The sequence below is a fragment of the uncultured Ruegeria sp. genome (assembly GCF_947489545.1).
GTDB lineage: Bacteria > Pseudomonadota > Alphaproteobacteria > Rhodobacterales > Rhodobacteraceae > Ruegeria.
Genome location: NZ_CANLDZ010000001.1, coordinates 147,398 through 163,312, shown reverse-complemented (window position 1 = coordinate 163,312; position 15,915 = coordinate 147,398). Strand labels below are relative to the sequence as shown.

The 15,915-nt window shown below is 56.2% G+C and carries 14 protein-coding genes; 5 read left to right on the top strand and 9 right to left on the bottom strand.

The features are described from left to right. Window positions 1-4: 4 nt before the first annotated feature. The 4 genes from Q1B13_RS00775 to Q1B13_RS00760 are packed head-to-tail and all read right to left on the bottom strand — an operon-like array spanning window position 5 to window position 4,576. Window positions 5-1,501 (bottom strand): phosphomannomutase/phosphoglucomutase, encoded by a 1,497-nt coding sequence (locus tag Q1B13_RS00775; protein WP_299077027.1) that lies wholly within the window; start codon window positions 1,499-1,501, stop codon window positions 5-7. A gap of 15 nt (window positions 1,502-1,516) precedes the next feature. Further along, window positions 1,517-2,350: a 3-deoxy-8-phosphooctulonate synthase gene (gene kdsA / locus Q1B13_RS00770; RefSeq protein ID WP_299077025.1), complete on the bottom strand. Its 834-nt coding sequence runs from the start codon at window positions 2,348-2,350 to the stop codon at window positions 1,517-1,519. Window positions 2,351-2,355: 5 nt separating this feature from the next. Continuing rightward, on the bottom strand, window positions 2,356-3,939 hold the full coding sequence (locus Q1B13_RS00765) for a capsule biosynthesis protein (RefSeq protein ID WP_299077022.1): 1,584 nt from the start codon (window positions 3,937-3,939) through the stop codon (window positions 2,356-2,358). Continuing rightward, on the bottom strand, window positions 3,917-4,576 hold the full coding sequence (locus Q1B13_RS00760) for an ABC transporter ATP-binding protein (RefSeq protein WP_299077020.1): 660 nt from the start codon (window positions 4,574-4,576) through the stop codon (window positions 3,917-3,919). The genes Q1B13_RS00765 and Q1B13_RS00760 overlap by 23 nt, the downstream gene beginning before the upstream one ends. A gap of 245 nt (window positions 4,577-4,821) precedes the next feature. Here Q1B13_RS00760 and Q1B13_RS00755 point away from each other — a divergent pair, with 245 nt between their 5' ends. Then, on the top strand, window positions 4,822-5,409 hold the full coding sequence (locus Q1B13_RS00755; protein WP_299077017.1) for a uracil-DNA glycosylase family protein: 588 nt from the start codon (window positions 4,822-4,824) through the stop codon (window positions 5,407-5,409). After that, window positions 5,402-6,190 carry an SseB family protein gene (locus tag Q1B13_RS00750; protein ID WP_299077015.1) on the top strand — a complete coding sequence of 263 codons (789 nt, stop codon included), beginning with the start codon at window positions 5,402-5,404 and terminating at the stop codon, window positions 6,188-6,190. Before Q1B13_RS00755 ends, Q1B13_RS00750 begins: the two co-directional genes overlap by 8 nt. A 62-nt stretch (window positions 6,191-6,252) precedes the next feature. Here Q1B13_RS00750 and yghU read toward each other — a convergent pair whose 3' ends face one another. Next, on the bottom strand, window positions 6,253-7,131 hold the full coding sequence (gene yghU, locus Q1B13_RS00745; RefSeq protein WP_299077013.1) for a glutathione-dependent disulfide-bond oxidoreductase: 879 nt from the start codon (window positions 7,129-7,131) through the stop codon (window positions 6,253-6,255). A 248-nt stretch (window positions 7,132-7,379) separates the two neighbouring features. Between yghU and Q1B13_RS00740 the strand changes: the two genes are divergently transcribed. After that, window positions 7,380-7,898, top strand: coding sequence for a YHS domain-containing (seleno)protein (locus Q1B13_RS00740; RefSeq protein WP_299077011.1), 519 nt, complete (start codon window positions 7,380-7,382; stop codon window positions 7,896-7,898). Between the two features lie 60 nt (window positions 7,899-7,958). Here the strand turns inward: Q1B13_RS00740 and Q1B13_RS00735 are convergent, their stop codons facing one another. Both Q1B13_RS00735 and metF read right to left on the bottom strand, forming a co-directional pair. Beyond that, the gene (locus Q1B13_RS00735) at window positions 7,959-8,642 is read right to left on the bottom strand and encodes a J domain-containing protein (protein ID WP_299799575.1); all 684 of its coding nucleotides are present in this window, start codon (window positions 8,640-8,642) and stop codon (window positions 7,959-7,961) included. Between the two features lie 225 nt (window positions 8,643-8,867). After that, entirely contained in the window at window positions 8,868-9,734 is an 867-nt protein-coding gene (gene metF / locus Q1B13_RS00730) for a methylenetetrahydrofolate reductase [NAD(P)H] (RefSeq protein WP_299077006.1), read from the bottom strand. A 94-nt stretch (window positions 9,735-9,828) separates the two neighbouring features. Between metF and Q1B13_RS00725 the strand changes: the two genes are divergently transcribed. Together Q1B13_RS00725 and Q1B13_RS00720 are read left to right on the top strand one after the other, a co-directional pair. Then, window positions 9,829-10,734 (top strand): LysR family transcriptional regulator, encoded by a 906-nt coding sequence (locus tag Q1B13_RS00725; RefSeq protein WP_298933608.1) that lies wholly within the window; start codon window positions 9,829-9,831, stop codon window positions 10,732-10,734. A gap of 98 nt (window positions 10,735-10,832) precedes the next feature. Then, on the top strand, window positions 10,833-11,618 hold the full coding sequence (locus Q1B13_RS00720) for an inositol monophosphatase family protein (RefSeq protein WP_299077003.1): 786 nt from the start codon (window positions 10,833-10,835) through the stop codon (window positions 11,616-11,618). Between the two features lie 24 nt (window positions 11,619-11,642). Here the strand turns inward: Q1B13_RS00720 and Q1B13_RS00715 are convergent, their stop codons facing one another. Next, window positions 11,643-12,386, bottom strand: a complete 744-nt coding sequence (locus Q1B13_RS00715) for a rhomboid family intramembrane serine protease (RefSeq protein WP_299077000.1) — start codon at window positions 12,384-12,386, stop codon at window positions 11,643-11,645. Between the two features lie 42 nt (window positions 12,387-12,428). Continuing rightward, window positions 12,429-15,827 carry a bifunctional proline dehydrogenase/L-glutamate gamma-semialdehyde dehydrogenase PutA gene (gene putA, locus Q1B13_RS00710; RefSeq protein WP_299076998.1) on the bottom strand — a complete coding sequence of 1,133 codons (3,399 nt, stop codon included), beginning with the start codon at window positions 15,825-15,827 and terminating at the stop codon, window positions 12,429-12,431. Window positions 15,828-15,915: the final 88 nt, after the last annotated feature.

The following is a 15,915-nucleotide window of genomic DNA, read 5'->3' as shown; positions in this document are numbered from 1 at the left end:
AAACTCAGATCGTCTGGTCGTAATCACCGACATCAGGTTCGGTTCTAATAACCGCGTCAATATCGGCAAAGATCGCCCGCATTTCTTCTTCGCTTTCGCTGCTTTCGCAAACCACAACCAGATTTGGCGTATTTGACGATGCCCGCACCAGACCCCAGCTGCCATTGTCCAGAATGACCCGCGCCCCGTTGACTGTAACAACTTCCTTGATCGCGCGACCTGCGAAACTGTCACCCGCGTCGGCCTTGGCGACCAGCTTGTCGACCAGCCGCTGAAGGATGTCATACTTCTCGGTGTCGGCAGCATAGGGCGACATCGTGGGGGTGGACCATGTCTTGGGAAGCGCTTTGCGCAGATCGGACATGCTTTGATCCGGGTTGCGATCCATCAATTTGCAAATCTCGACCGCCACGCGCATCCCGCAGTCGTAACCACGCCCTATTGGTTCGGCCAGAAAGTAGTGCCCGGATTTTTCGAATCCTGCGAGGGCGCCGATTTCCTTCACCCGCCGTTTCATATGGCTGTGGCCGGTTTTCCAATAATCAGCCTTTACGCCAAGGGCCTGCAATTCGGGGTCACTCGCAAACAGGCCAGTGGATTTTACATCCGCAACAAAGGTCGACCCTGGGTGTAGTTTGGCAAGATCGCGGGCCATGATGACGCCGACCTTGTCGGCAAAGATTTCCTCGCCCTCATCATCCACAACGCCACAGCGGTCGCCGTCCCCGTCAAACCCCAGCGCAAAATCGGCACCACTGGATTTCACGGAATCAGCCATGTCGTGCAACATCTCCATGGCTTCGGGGTTTGGATTATAATGAGGGAAGGTGTAGTCTAGGGTGTTGTGGCTGGGAACAATCTCAACACCGATCCGCTCGAATATCTCGGGGGCAAAGGCCGAGGCCGTCCCATTACCCGTCGCACAGACAACCTTGAGCGGGCGGGACATTTTGAAATCGCCGACCAAATCGTCGATATATGCCTCTTTCACGCCATCAACGAATTCATACGATCCGCCGGCGTGGCCGGAACCTTCACCGTTCAGGACGATGTCGCGCAGTTCCGACATCTCGTCCGGGCCGTGGGTGAGGGGGCGCTCAAAGCCCATCTTCACCCCAGTCCAACCGTTGGGGTTGTGGCTGGCCGTGACCATGGCCACTGCGGGCACATCCAGATGAAACTGCGCGAAATACGCCATTGGGCTCACCGCTGGTCCGATGTCCATCACCTTGATTCCTGCCTGCATCAACCCAAGGATCAGCGCGTTCTTAATGGCCAGTGAGTAGTCGCGGTAGTCGTTGCCGACTGCAATAATGGGTTCAATGCCCCGTCTGCGCATCTGTGTTCCAAGACCCACACCAAGGGCGGTCATGCCCGGCAGGTTGATCTCTTCTGGATACTTCCAACGCGCGTCGTACTCCCGGAATCCGGTTGGTTTGATCATCGCGTCGCGCAGAAAGCTCCAGGTGTTTGGTGTCACCTCGGGGATCGGTTTGGTCATGACAAGTCTCAATCGTTAAATCTGAATAGGATTAGCTTTGGCCAGCGCATCAAAGCGCATCAATGTGTCAATAAGTTGAGGCATTTGGTCCAGATAAATCATGTTCGGTCCATCGCAGGGCGCGTTATCCGGGTCTTGGTGCGTCTCCATAAAGACAGCTGCCGTGCCGACTGCAACGGCCGCCCGCGCCATCACAGGAGCGAATTCGCGCTGCCCACCCGAAGATCCGCCCATGCCACCGGGTTGTTGTACGGAATGTGTTGCATCCATCACGACCGGATACCCTGTTTGAGCCATTTGGGGCAGGGACCGCATATCGGCAACCAAGGTATTGTACCCAAACGAGGAGCCACGTTCGGTCAGCAGGATGTTCTGATTTCCCGTGCTCTCAATTTTGGCAACGATATTTGGCATCTCCCAAGGCGCCAGAAACTGCCCTTTCTTGACATTGATCACGGCACCGGAATGACCAGCTGCCAGAAGCATATCGGTCTGACGGCACAGAAAGGCAGGGATTTGCAGAACGTCGACCGCCTCGGCCGCGATGGCGCATTGTGCTTCGGTATGGACATCGGTCAGCACAGGGATGCCCATTGCTTTGCGGATATCGTCCAGAACCTTAAGCCCACCGTCGATCCCCATGCCGCGTTTGCCAGACAGCGACGTGCGGTTGGCCTTGTCGTAGGAGGCTTTGAATATATACCGCGCCCCGGCAGCATCACAGGCTTCTTTCATTTTGCCCGCAATCATTTGGGCGTGGTCTGCTGTCTCAAGCTGGCAGGGGCCGGCGATGATGGTCAGCGGAAGATCGTTGCCGACCGTCAGGTCGGATATTTTTACATGTTTCATTTGTCTTACGAGGATACCTGTTCACGAAGGACCGACGCGGTAAGCGAGATCATCAGGTAGATACCAGCAAACAACAGGAAAGCCAAAATCGTATTTTCGAACTTGCGCGGATAACTGGGTTCCTGGCTTGGGACGGGGTTTACCGACACCGTCAGATAACGCACCTTCCGGTTCGCTTCTGTTCGGGTGGCTTCCATTTGCTGCATTGCCGTTTGCAGCATCATATCCCGTGCCACCAGATCAGCCTGAGCCATCTGGATTCGAACACTCAATCGCGCCAGCGAGTTTTCGCCGGCAGAGGCGTCCAACATCTCTGCGTTCAATTCTTCAAGCACTTTCTCCAACCGGGTAATGTCGGCGCTGACCCCGTCGACCTTGGCCTTGTTGGGCCGTAAATTGTCGAGCAAAGCGGCTAACTCAAGTTCTTTGTCTTGCAGGAGGATTTCAAGCTCGTTGATACGGCCACGCAATCCGGCGATTACGTTTTCCGGGTCCAGAACGGCGCCCTGAAGTTGCAGCTCGATCAAGTCTTCTTGCGCCAACCTGCGTGATTCTTGTGCCGCCTCAAAACTCTGACGGGCTTCGCGCATCTGGTCTTCGCGTTTTTTCCCCGACAGTGTATTCACCCGATCCTCGGCGTAAGAGATCAGACGCTCAGAAAACTCGGTGGATGTCTGCGCGTCGGGCGCCGCGACTTCCATTCGGATAATCCCGTCCGTTGGATCGTAGCCGATCGTAATCATGCGAGTGTAAAGCTTATACGCGTCTTCCAGTGTCGCATTGGCCTCCAATCTCTGGATTGGGTCGATCCAGTCCTGCTTAAAGACATCGGCAAAACCAGCGTCACGATCCAGCAGCAGCATGGCCTCTTTGGATTCCAGGAAATCCTGAACCGATATGGAATCCTGCGCCGTTGCAAATTGTGTGCCGGACAGCAAACCGCCGATCGAGCCCGCCGCGCCATCGGCCTGCAGTATCGAAAAAGACGAGTCACTGGCGTACATGGGCGTCGCTACACGGTAGAAATAGTAGCCAACGACAAATGTCGGTAAGATTACGAAAGCTGCCAACCGTGCAAAAAGCGCGAACAGTTTGCGCCGCCGCCGCCGCGCGATGTCTTTTTGAATTTCACCGATTTCAAAGTTGCGGCGCTCAGACGGGCTCAGTTCCGGACCCGGCAGGTTTTGAGGTCCTTCACGAACCGTCTGCGGCAATTGAATTTGGATCTTGTCTTTCGGTTTGGCCTTCTTGTCGTCATTGGGTTTTGACACGGATGCCAGATCAAGCAGATTTGTGCGCTCGAACGGATCAATGCCCTTTTTGCGCAACAAACGTACAGCGTCATAGTCTGATGTCGCGGCCAACCCGTTTTTCAGGGCCAGTCGTCGCGCGATGCGCAGTTGACGGCCCGTCAAACCTTCGCGCTTGATTTCGTCCAGCTCTGTTCCGGGTTGCGGTTCGTTCACGGCGGCGGGGGATTGCGTTGCGTTGCGGATGCGCGAAATCGCATCCGACCGCGCATCGGCCGTACCCTCGCCCTGACGTTTACGGCGCCAGTTGTATTTCTTAACCTTGGGTTTCGTAGTCATATAACTGCTTTGCCTCTTCCAAGGTTTCAAACACGTAAAGCTGCCCGTCCAGCAGAACGGCGGCTTGCTGCGCAAATTTCTCAAGGATCGATGGGCTGTGCGACACAATCACGATGGTCGTCGTACGCAGTCTTTCCTGCAAAATCGCACCTGCTTTTTTGTTGAACTCAACGTCGGTCGTTGATGGCATCCCCTCGTCAATCAGGTACATGTCGAAATCCAGTGCCAGCATCAGGGAAAACGTAAACCTTGCGCGCATTCCCGAAGAATAGGTCGCAAGCGGTTGGTTGAAGTACTCTCCTAGACCGCACAGCCAACTGCAATATGCTTCGACGTAATCGGGGTCCATTCCGTAGATCTTGGCGATGTATCGTGCGTTTTCGAGTGCAGACATCTTGCCGGACACGCCGCCCGTGAAACCCATCGGGAAAGAAACCCTGCACTCACGCCGTATCACTCCTTCATCTGGCTTTTCCAAGCCAGCCATCATATTGATTAGAGTGGTTTTTCCAGTCCCGTTTGGGGCCAGAATGCCAATAGATTTCCCGAGTTCAATCCGGAATGAGACCTGATCCAGGATCACCTTGCGGCTTGTCCCGGTCCAGAAGGATTTGCTGACATTTTCGAATTCTAGCATTAGCGGCCTGCTGCTCATTCCGTTTGTTTGTCGCTCTTGTAGGGTGGCGATGAAACGTGTTTCCTAGTGTCTCATGTTGGCTACATTATGTCGAATTATGAAACAAATGATCAATGCATACCAACAGTGGCCGGGATCACGTGATGTTTGGTTGCTGCTTAGGTCGGAGCATTAGATCATGTTCGGACGACAAAATCTTTTGTGCGGATGTGCATAGAATCCAGCTGGGGACGCTTTGCAGTCAAATGAAAAGCTTGGCAGACGAAATCAACGCATGCCGGATTTGCGCTGAAACATTTGCGCAAACGGAAACAGCGCATGAGCCGCGCCCGGTCGTGTGGTTTCAGCCGGGAACTCCTATTCTGATTGCCGGTCAGGCACCCGGCGCCCGCGTTCATGAATCGGGGCTACCTTTCACTGATCCGTCAGGGGACCGTTTGCGCGACTGGTTGGGGATAGATCAGACAGTATTTTATGACCGGGCGCGTGTTTCCATCGTGCCGATGGCGTTCTGTTTCCCAGGCTATGACGCGCGGAAGGCGGATTTGCCGCCGCCTGCCATTTGTGGCTCTACCTGGCATGATCGGGTGATGCGGGCGTTGGGACAGGTTCCCTTGACCGTGCTGGTCGGAGGGCATGCGCATAAATACCATCTCGGCGTGCGCAGTTCGGTGACTGAAACGGTTCGAAATTGGCAGGACCATGCGCCGCAGGTCTTTGCCTTGCCTCATCCGTCGTGGCGCAATACGGCATGGCTGAAAAAAAACCCATGGTTCGAGGCTGATCTGCTGCCGGTCTTGCGCGCTAGGGTTCAAGAGGTGTTGAATGACTAAGACCACGGCGTTGGACGCCGCCCATGCCGCGATGCAGGCTGCCCCGCAGGATGATGCCAGCAGGCTGAAGTTCTTTGAACGGTTGTCGGATAGCGAGCTGTTCCTGATGCTGACCGAAGAAGCGCGGGACGAAAACATCTCGCCCGAAGTGTTTGATGTTGCGGATGGGCGTTTCGTGCTGGCTTTTGACCGCGAGGAACGATTGGCGCAATTCGCGGGTCGTCCCGTACCCTATGTGGCGTTGTCTGGCCGGGTGTTATCGTCAATGCTGGCAGGGCAGGGGATCGGCATGGGGCTAAACCTCGAAACCGCTTCCTCTTCAATGTTGATCCCGGCAGAGGCGCTGGTCTGGTTGGCAACAACGTTGCAGCACGCCCCTGAGGAAGTGCAGGAAAAACTGGCAGAGTTTTTGCCGCCGTCCGGACTGCCGGGCAACTTGTTGACTGCGCTGGACGCCAAGTTGGCGACGGCCGGAGGGTTTGCACAGGCCGCTTTTTTGGTGGCAACGAAATCCGATGAAGGGGTCATGGGACATCTTCTGGGATTTGTTGGCGCAATTGAAGGCGCTGAAACCGCGCTGGCCAAGGCTGCCTCCGAAGCACTGACATTTTCAGGAATAGAAGCGGGCGCAATGGATGTCGGGTTTTTTGCACCCGAAGACGCGGCGGCGGCACTGCTGGCAAAAACGGGCTTAAGATTTGATCTACCGCAGCCGGAAGTGGTTAACCCGGTGCGACAGGTCCCAGGTAGCAACCCCGACAAACCGCCGATCCTGAAGTAACCAAGCTGTAGGTCAGCACATCACGCAGCACCTGCGCGCTGCGTAATGAGGTGTGCGTGATATTACTCGACGCTGGCTTCCAGCTTGTCCTGGGTGCGCGTTTCGAAATCACTGGCTTCGTGACGCTCGTGAAGCTGCGTATGCGGCTCGCCAAAGGGGCGATTGACCATTCGGCCGCGTTTTACGGCAGGGCGATCATCAATCAGTTTGGCCCATCGCATGACGTTTTTGTAGGAGTTCACATCGAGAAACTCAGCCGCGCTGTAAAGACGTCCCAGCACCAATTGGCCGTACCACGGCCAGATCGCCATATCGGCAATCGTGTAGTCCTCGCCTGCGATATAGGTCTTGTCGGCCAGTTCCCGGTCCAGAACATCCAGTTGGCGCTTAGCTTCCATTGCAAACCGGTTGATTGGGTACTCCCACTTCTCAGGCGCATAAGCATAGAAATGCCCAAACCCACCACCCAGATACGGCGCGCTGCCCATTTGCCAGAATACCCAGTTCATGACCTCGGTGCGTCCGGGGCCGGACTTGGGAAGGAATTCGTCAAATTTTTCAGCCAAATGAAATAGGATCGACGCGCTTTCAAACACGCGCAGGGGTTCTTCGCCTGACCGATCCCAAAGCGCCGGGATCTTGGAATTCGGGTTGGCGTCGACAAAACCTGAACCGAACTGATCCCCCTCGCCGATATTGATCAGCCAGGCATTGTACTCGGCACCTTCATGGCCGAGTGCCAACAACTCTTCGAGCATGATGGTCACTTTGACACCATTGGGCGTCGCCAGAGAATACAATTGCAGAGGATGGCGCCCAACGGACAAGTCTTTGTCATGGGTGGCTCCGGCGATTGGCCGGTTTATGTTGGCGAATTGTCCGCCGCTTTCGCTGTCCCAGGTCCAGACGCTTGGAGGAGTGTAAGTGGATTGGTCGCTCATCTTTTGCCTTTCTTGACATTTTCGGGGCCGCGATCCCGACGCATCTACAGCTAATGTTGCAACTTTCATGTTCCAACCCCGAACATGGGACATAACCTGTAATAATTAGCGGGCAACTTCTCACGTTTTTTCGTCCGTGGTCACAGCGGCGCGAGCATGACTACGAAGTTGGGAAGAATCGCTTATTGTCTCCGTGATCGCGCCAACACGGCACCCCTGATGCAGATGACATGAAAAGGATTGTCCTTATGAAACGTTTTGCCCTTTCAATCGCAGCGGCCATTGCCCTTGCCGTTCCGGCTTTTGCCGGTCCGCAATATGTTGATGGAACTGGATTTGCCGTTTCTGGCTACGACGTGGTTGCCTACCGCAGCCTGGATCAGGTTGCCGTTGGCCAGTCTCAGCCTGAACCTGTGCGTGGGCAAGCTGACATCACCGCAGACTATAACGGCGCTACCTGGGCTTTTGCCTCGGAAGAAAACCGCGATACGTTTCTGGAGAACCCTGCCTACTATGCGCCGCAATATGATGGCCACTGCGCCTATGGCGTGTCGCGCGGCGGCAAAGTTCCGGCGAACCCGAACCTGTGGCGTATCGTTGATGACAAGCTGTACCTCAACATCACTGATGTTGTTGTCGGTTTCTGGGAAGAAGACGTCCCTGGCAATATCAACCTGGCCGAAGGCAATTGGCCCGGCATCGAGCCTGCGGATGCGTCGTCCAGCGTTATTCCCAAGTTCACTTCGGAAGGTCCCGTCACAAACTAAAAGTTTGTAATATGTAATAAGCAAGCCCGGCTCCTCACGAGCCGGGTTTTTCTTTGCGACCTAACTGGCCAACCAGAATTCGTCACGCATGTCTTGATTGGCTTCAAACCTGATCCGAACACTTTTGGCGCCTGGAAATTTGCTTTCGCAGATGGTGTCGGGAACGACGACTTCACCAGCGCCTATGTCTTTTGATTGAAAGCTTAGCACTTCCGTTTCCATATGCCGGTTGTTGGTTAGAACACTTGTTGGCAAAGCCACGCGGTTTGCACCTTCACATACCGAAGTGGTTACGAAATAGGTCAGATTGCGCCCATAGCATCCTATGGCTTCCGGGACGTGATCCGATGCCTTGAAGTGTTCTCTGTCTGGCACGGTCTCACGTAACCCTGAGTCGTGTGAGAGCGCCTGTTCTGGGTTCAGCAGTGCCCGGCAAGACGTGATGTCTTGCTGGGCCAATTCGATCATGCGCTTTTTTAGACGCGGGCGCCGGGGCCGTCGCGCTGCTGAATTCGCGGCACCTTTGACGGTGAGCCCCTGGTTGCGCAGAAAGTCATAGGCAACTTTAGCGCGCGAAAAGTCGGCACAATCACCGCCCGTGTGGTCTGGATGGGCATGGAAGGCAATCTGCCGCCATGCGTTTCGAATGTCATCCGGGCTGGCATTTGCGGCCAGCCCCAAGTCCGCCAGCGCGTCAGTGCGCGCGTTGATCTTATCTACAGGCTCCATACTCAAATCACTCATTAAACTAAAAACAACTACACATCCTCAGTGTGAGCAGCGCCACATTTTTGTCAATTTTTCCAGAGTTTCGAGGGTAGTTGCCGCTACAATTTAGATGCGACGACCGGATTGTTCCGTCTTTGGAATTCGGCGAAACGCTGAGCTGTGAAATGGATCACACAAATATGGTCGCAAAAACACCCGGGCCATTTAGTGACCCGGGCGTTTTGCAGGCGGGCGTGGGAATCAAGCGACGTTTTGCAATTCCGTTTTGGGCGTGATGCCCAACGCAAAGCAGACGTCGCGCGTCAGTTCCGGACGATTGAGCGTGTAGAAATGCAGCTTGTCCACGCCGCCGTCGATTAGGTCCGAGCACAGTTCCGTACACAGGGCGGTCGCCAGCAGGTCCTCACGATCATCGCGGACAGCCTTGTCGAATGCCTGGTCCAGCCAGTTCGGAATGTGGGCACCACAGCGCTGGGCGAATTTACGTGCGCCTTTCCAGTTCTCGATCGGCAATATTCCCGGAACGATCGGCTTGTCGATACCAGCCTTGGCACAGGCATCCCGAAAGCGGAAAAAGGTTTCGGCCTCAAAAAAGAACTGGGTCAGAGCTTCGTCGGCCCCAGCGTCCAGTTTGGCCTTGAGCCAGTCAATCCCGGCACTGACGCTTTGGGCCTCGGGGTGAGTGTCCGGATAGGCGCCGACACGAATGCAGAACATCTCGGTCTCAGCCAGCGCGGAAATCAACTCGACCGAGTTGGCAAACCCTTCCTGATGCGGTTCGAACCGGTCTTGGCCTTTGGGGGGGTCGCCTCTCAGCGCAACGATGTCCTGAACACCCGCGCGGGCGAAGGTGTCTGCGATGTCCAATGTCTCCTGCCGAGAGGCATCGACACAGGTCAAATGCGCCGCCACGGGCAGCCCCGAGGATTTGTGCAGAGTTGAAACAGCATCCCGCGTCAACTCTCGGGTCGTGCCACCAGCACCGTATGTGACCGAGACGAACCGCGGGTCTAGTGGGGCCAGCGTTTGCACGGTGTCCCAAAGGCGGAATGACGCTTCCAGAGATTTTGGAGGGAAGAACTCGAATGAAATTTCAGGTTTGGTCATAACGGCCTCATTGGATCAATTAGGCCACTTGTGCCATGTGACGCATTGTGAGACAAACTCATATTGTTCAAGAACAACATGAGCGCAGTAAATTATGCATATTGAATTTCGGCATTTGCGGACAGTTAAAGCGATCCATGAATGTGGTGGGCTTGCGCGGGCGGCAGATCAGCTGAATATCACCCAGTCAGCGTTGAGCCACCAGATCAAAGGCCTGGAAGATCAGGCCGGGGTCGAGTTGTTTCTGCGTCGCTCAAAACCTATGAAACTGTCTGCTGCAGGCTTACGTCTGTTGCGCCTTGCCGAGCAGATTTTGCCGCAGGTTGAGGCCACGCAGCACGAGTTTTCATCGCTCAGGGATGGCCGCACTGGCCGAATGCATATCGCAATTGAATGCCATGCCTGTTTTGAGTGGTTGTTCCCGGTGCTTGAGGCGTTTCGAAAGTCCTGGGGTGACGTGGATGTCGACATTCGTCCGGGTTTGGCCTTCGACGCACTGCCTGCATTGCAAAAGGAAGAGGTCGATCTGGTTGTATCCTCGGATCCCGAGGATTTGCCAGGTGTCGAGTTTGTCGAACTGTTCGACTATAACGCGGTATTCGTGGCAGCCTCTTCGCATCCGTTGGCGCAAAAGGAATTCATCGAAGCCGAAGACTTCCGTGGCCAGACCCTGATCACCTATCCGGTGGAACGAACACGGCTGGACGTGTTCAGCCAGTTGCTAATCCCTGCACGGGTCGAACCGGCAACGATCCGACAGGTCGAACTAACGGCAGTCATACTGCTGTTGGTCGCATCCAATCGCGGGATTTCGGTCCTGCCGGATTGGGTCGTACGAGAGGTCAAATACAACTCGGACTATGTTACGCGGCCACTGACAAAAGAAGGTATCACCCGCCGCCTGTATGCTGCCGTTCGCTCCGAGGATTTGGAAAAACCCTTTGTGCAAGAGCTGGTGAAACTGGCGCGTGACGAGGCGCGTAAGCTGCAGGCTCAGTAGCGGCGTTTCTTGCGGGGCAGCTATGCGCATCATTCCTCTTGGCAAGGGCGCCTAGCGTCAGTATACGCGCGGTTTGACCGGACAGGAGCCTTTGGACAATGGTTGGCAGTGCAAATCTCAACATCATGATCAAGGCCGCGCGCAAGGCGGGCCGTTCTTTGGTCAAGGATTTTCGTGAAGTCGAGAACTTGCAGGTGTCGATGAAGGGCGCGGGTGATTTTGTCTCCAAGGCTGATATCGCTGCTGAAGCAATTCTCAAGGAAGAACTTCTGGGTGCGCGCCCGACTTACGGCTGGCTGGCCGAAGAGGGCGGGTCGATCGACGGTGAAGATCCAACCCGCCGCTGGATTGTCGATCCCCTGGATGGTACGACCAACTTCCTGCATGGCTTGCCGCATTGGGCCGTTTCAATTGCCCTTGAGCACAAAGGCAATATCGTCGCTGGTGTGATCTACGACGCCGCTAAGGACGAGATGTTCTTTGCCGAAAAAGGTGAAGGCGCTTGGATGAACGACATGCGAATTCGCGTGTCTGGACGGCATCGCATGATCGAGTCCATCTTCTCGACAGGGTTGCCATTTGGCGGCCGTTCAGACCTGCCCGCTACACTGCAAGATCTCGCGCGTCTGATGCCCGCTTGCGCCGGTGTCCGCCGTTGGGGTGCTGCCGCGCTCGACATGGCCTATGTCGCCGCCGGTCGCTACGAAGGGTTTTGGGAACGCCGGTTGAACGCATGGGATATTGCGGCAGGGATCATCATCGTGAAAGAAGCGGGCGGTTTTGTGCAGCCTCTGAATCCCGAAGGTGATATTCTGACTGACGGTGAAGTCATTTGTGCGAACGAACCGATCTTTGACACGTTCGCCAAAGTGATCCGAGACTAAGCTCCTTACTTGGGCTGGCCATAGTCACTTGCGCGGAATCTTTGGAATTCTCGAGCGGGACAAGGGGTATTTTGCCTCTGGATGTGGTGGGTGCCCGCGGGTTTGACTCCAAAACGCCATGCCCCCTCGCTTAAGCCACAGCGGAACGCATAGAAGCAACCCGACGACAAACCCGCCGGTATGTGCCCAATAGGCGACGCCGCCTTCGTCCGGGTTGCTGGATAGGCTGCCAAGAAACTGCATGCCCAGCCAGACGCCAAGCATCACAAAGGCTGGTATCGTGAACACGCGAAAATAGACGATCAGGATCAGCAAGATATCGACACGCGCCTTCGGGAACAGCAGCAGATAGCCGCCCATGACACCAGCAATCGCGCCAGAGGCCCCTATTGTCGGCACAACCGACTCGGGTGCGGTGATCACATGGATCAGACCGGCTCCGATGCCTGCGACGAGGTAAAAGACAAGAAACAGGACATGGCCCATTTCGTCCTCGAGGTTGTCGCCAAAAATCCACAGGAACAGCATGTTGCCCGCCAGATGCATCCAGCCTCCATGCAGGAACATTGACGTCACGAAGGTCTCGAAGGCCACCCCGTCGCTGATCCGCGCCGGGATGATCGCGTAATCGAAATAGAACCTGTTGATCAGTGGCGCGTCATTCATGATCCCGACATAGCTGAGGAAGATCAGAATGTTCGCCGCCATCAGGGCATAGACGACGTAAGGGGTACGCCCCGAAGGGTTATGGTCGCGAATAGGAAACATGGCGCGACGCTGGGCTTTTCCGCGCCCAGCGTCAAGGCAAGGTTATGCCGCACCACCCAACAAGGCGGCGTTGCCACCCGCTGCTGTGGTATCGACGCAAACATGACGTTCGCCCAGTACACGCGTCCGGTCTGGCTTCCCCGGGATCAGGGGCAGGATAGGGCCATCCCGCCGGGCCAGAGACAGCTCGATCTGACGTGCAGTCTCATCATCGCCCCACCACAAGACGCCTGAGATTTCGGTCAGGTCTTCCAACCGATGCAGGTCCAGCATGCCCGTCGCTTGAATTGCAGTCCCACCAAGGTTCATCACAGATTCCGCTTGCGCGCGCGCCGCGGTTTCTCCGGGACCCATGCATAACAACGGTGGGCGAGGGTATTCGCTCAGGCGGTTGGACTCGCCGGTTGGACCTGGCAGAGATTGGGTTTTGACCGCGGCAGGTTGCGCCTGCGGCGCGGGCAGATCTGCCTTGGCGTCCCAAGTACCCGTCGCAGCTTGGCGATCCGGTGCACAGAACCGGGCCATATAATTGGGTCCGCCCGCCTTCGGCCCGGTGCCGGAAAGACCTTCCCCACCAAACGGTTGCGATCCGACAATGGCTCCGATCTGGTTGCGGTTCACATAGATGTTGCCCGCGTGGATCGCCTCGGTGACGTGCTGCACCCGGTCATCAATCCGGGTATGGAGGCCAAAGGTCAGCCCGTAGCCGGTAGCGTTGATATCGGCGATGACCTTGTCGATTTCCTGAGCTTTGAAGCGCGCAACGTGCAAGACGGGACCAAAGATCTCGCGTTCCATGGCCGAGATACCCGAGACCTCGATCAATGTGGGGGCAACAAATATTCCTTTGTTAGGTGCGTCAAGTTCCTTGAGAACCCGCCCCTCGCTGCGCGCCTGTGCGACATGATCCGCGATGCCCTGACGTGCCAGTTCGTCAATGACCGGACCGCAATCGGTTGAGATCATCCATGGGTTCCCAACCGACAAGGCGTCCATCGCGCCTTTGAGCATCGTCAGTACATCCTCGGCGATGTCTTCCTGCAGATACAGGCAGCGCAGCGCCGAGCATCGCTGACCTGCCGACTGAAACGCGCTCTCGATGATGGACTGAACGGCCTGCTCGGGCAGGGCTGTGCTGTCGACGATCATTGCGTTAAGACCACCGGTTTCCGCAATCAGCGGCGTTCCGGGGCGCATGTTCTCGGCCATTGCTGTTCTGATCTTCAACGCCGTGACGGTTGATCCAGTAAAGGCCACACCGGACACGCGCGCATCCGAGGTCAATGCCGCGCCAACAGCCGGGCCACCCGGCAGCAGTTGCAACACATCGCGGGGCACTCCGGCCTCATGCAAAAGCTGAACTGCACGGTGTGCGATCAGAGGTGTTTGTGGCGCAGGCTTTGCCAAAACTGCATTGCCCGTGGCCAAGGCTGCCGCGATCTGACCGGAAAAGATGGCCAATGGGAAGTTCCATGGGCTGATACAAGTGAACGTACCAGCTGGATCGGAATCCGGGATATTGGCGGCATAGTAGCGTAGGAAATCGACCGCTTCGCGCAGTTCCGCAACCGCATCGGGCAGGGATTTTCCCGCTTCACGTGCCAAAAGGGCAAAAAGTTCACCATAATGGGTTTCGTGCAGATCCGCAGCAGCGTTCAGGATACGGGCGCGTTCGGTGGCCTGAACCCGCCATTGGCTTGCCGACGCAAGCGCCAGCTCGACATCTTCAGCGCTCGCCTGCGAAACAGTACCGGGCACGTCTTGGGGATCGGCTGGGTTGACGATGGGTTCATCTGACCCCGGCTTGGCTTTGTCTGACAATAGCGGTCGAGCATGCCAATCAGAGGTTCGGAACTGGTCCCGCGCGGCGTCGATCATGTCAAGCGTCGGGGTGTGATTCAGATCGAAGCCGTTTGAGTTTGGTCGTTCAGGCTGGAACAATTCTGGTCCGGTCGGCAAAGGGGCAGGCGGTGTCTGAATGGTGCTAAAGGGATCTGCAGCGACCTCCTCTGGCGGCACGTTCTCGTCTACGATTTGATTGACGAAGGACGAATTTGCCCCGTTTTCCAACAGCCGTCGGACCAGATAGGCCAGCAGGTCACGGTGTGCGCCAACCGGAGCGTAAATGCGGCAGCGCGTATCCTGTTGGTCCTTCACAATCTGATGCAGTGTCTCACCCATGCCATGCAGGCGTTGGAATTCGTACTGTTGATCCTCGGCCATGTGTACGATCGCGCTGACGGTATGCGCATTGTGCGTGGCGAATTGAGGATAGATGCGGTCGGTCATACCCAAAAGCTTACGGGCGTTGGCGATGTAGGACACATCGGTTGCAGCCTTGTGGGTAAACACCGGAAAGCCGTCGACACCTTCGACCTGCGCGCGTTTGATTTCGGTGTCCCAATAGGCACCTTTGACCAGACGGACCATCAGTTTGCGGTCGTGTCTTTGGGCCATCTCGTAAAGCGTATCCAGAACAAGCCCGGCCCGCGGGCCGTAAGCCTGAACAACAATGCCAAAGCCATCCCAACCGGCCAGCGCCGGTTCGGCCATCACCGTTTCGATCACCTGCATTGACAGCGACAGGCGATCAGCCTCTTCGGCGTCAACGTTCAAGCCCATTCCGGCCGATTTCGCCAGCAGTGCAAGAGAGCGCAGGCGCGGGACCAAATCCTTCATCACCCGTTCTTCCTGGGCCAATTCGTATCTTGGGTGCAGTGCCGACAGCTTGACCGAGATACCGGGATTGGCACGGATGTCGTCATGTGTGCAAGCTTCGGCAATCGCGGCGATGGCCCGGGAATATGACAGATGATACCGCGCCGCATCCGCGTCTGTCCGCGCAGCCTCGCCCAGCATATCATAGGAGTAGGTATAACCTTTCTCCTCCATCCCGCTGGCCCGTTTCATCGCGGACTGGATCGTTTCGCCCAGCACAAACTGGCGCCCCATCTCTTTCATGGCGCGTCCCACGGCGGTTCGGATCACCGGCTCGCCCAGACGCTTGATCGCACCCCGCAATGTACCGACCGGCGATGCCTTGCCTTCATCCAGGACTTTGCCCGTCAGCATCAACGCCCAAGTTGATGCGTTAACTAAAGATGATGAGGACTGTCCCAGATGTTTACCCCAGTCCGATGGCGCGATTTTATCTTCGATCAGCGCGTCGATCGTATCCGCATCGGGAACGCGGAGCAGCGCTTCGGCAAGGCACATCAAGGCGATGCCTTCGTCTGTAGACAGGCCATACTCGGCCAGAAAGACCTCCATCATACCGGGTGATGTGTTCGATCGGATGTCTCGAACAAGCTGCGCGGCTGCATCGCAAACTGCACTGCGATCTGCGTCCGTAAGGGCCGCTTGGTGGATCAGGGCATCAAGAATTGCGGTCTGGTCCGCATAGGTCAGGGTATCGATACGGGTACGCAGGTTACGTGACATGGTTTCTCCGGGCTTTTTGTTAGTATATTCGCTAAATGACAGGACAACGGACCGAGTTTTGCTGTATTGTGGTCTAATCGCCTGAATA

Bases quoted from the DNA above. Each gene is read 5' to 3' on its own strand.
- Q1B13_RS00715 (WP_299077000.1), bottom strand. From the start codon at position 12,386: ATGTTTCCTATTCGCGACCATAACCCTTCGGGGCGTACCCCTTACGTC.
- Q1B13_RS00740 (WP_299077011.1), top strand. From the start codon at position 7,380: ATGAAACGTTTTGCCCTTTCAATCGCAGCGGCCATTGCCCTTGCCGTT.
- Q1B13_RS00760 (WP_299077020.1), bottom strand. From the start codon at position 4,576: ATGCTAGAATTCGAAAATGTCAGCAAATCCTTCTGGACCGGGACAAGC.
- Q1B13_RS00720 (WP_299077003.1), top strand. From the start codon at position 10,833: ATGGTTGGCAGTGCAAATCTCAACATCATGATCAAGGCCGCGCGCAAG.
- yghU (WP_299077013.1), bottom strand. From the start codon at position 7,131: ATGAGCGACCAATCCACTTACACTCCTCCAAGCGTCTGGACCTGGGAC.
- Q1B13_RS00735 (WP_299799575.1), bottom strand. From the start codon at position 8,642: ATGAGTGATTTGAGTATGGAGCCTGTAGATAAGATCAACGCGCGCACT.
- metF (WP_299077006.1), bottom strand. From the start codon at position 9,734: ATGACCAAACCTGAAATTTCATTCGAGTTCTTCCCTCCAAAATCTCTG.
- putA (WP_299076998.1), bottom strand. From the start codon at position 15,827: ATGTCACGTAACCTGCGTACCCGTATCGATACCCTGACCTATGCGGAC.
- Q1B13_RS00765 (WP_299077022.1), bottom strand. From the start codon at position 3,939: ATGACTACGAAACCCAAGGTTAAGAAATACAACTGGCGCCGTAAACGT.
- Q1B13_RS00750 (WP_299077015.1), top strand. From the start codon at position 5,402: ATGACTAAGACCACGGCGTTGGACGCCGCCCATGCCGCGATGCAGGCT.
- Q1B13_RS00775 (WP_299077027.1), bottom strand. From the start codon at position 1,501: ATGACCAAACCGATCCCCGAGGTGACACCAAACACCTGGAGCTTTCTG.
- kdsA (WP_299077025.1), bottom strand. From the start codon at position 2,350: ATGAAACATGTAAAAATATCCGACCTGACGGTCGGCAACGATCTTCCG.
- Q1B13_RS00755 (WP_299077017.1), top strand. From the start codon at position 4,822: ATGAAAAGCTTGGCAGACGAAATCAACGCATGCCGGATTTGCGCTGAA.
- Q1B13_RS00725 (WP_298933608.1), top strand. From the start codon at position 9,829: ATGCATATTGAATTTCGGCATTTGCGGACAGTTAAAGCGATCCATGAA.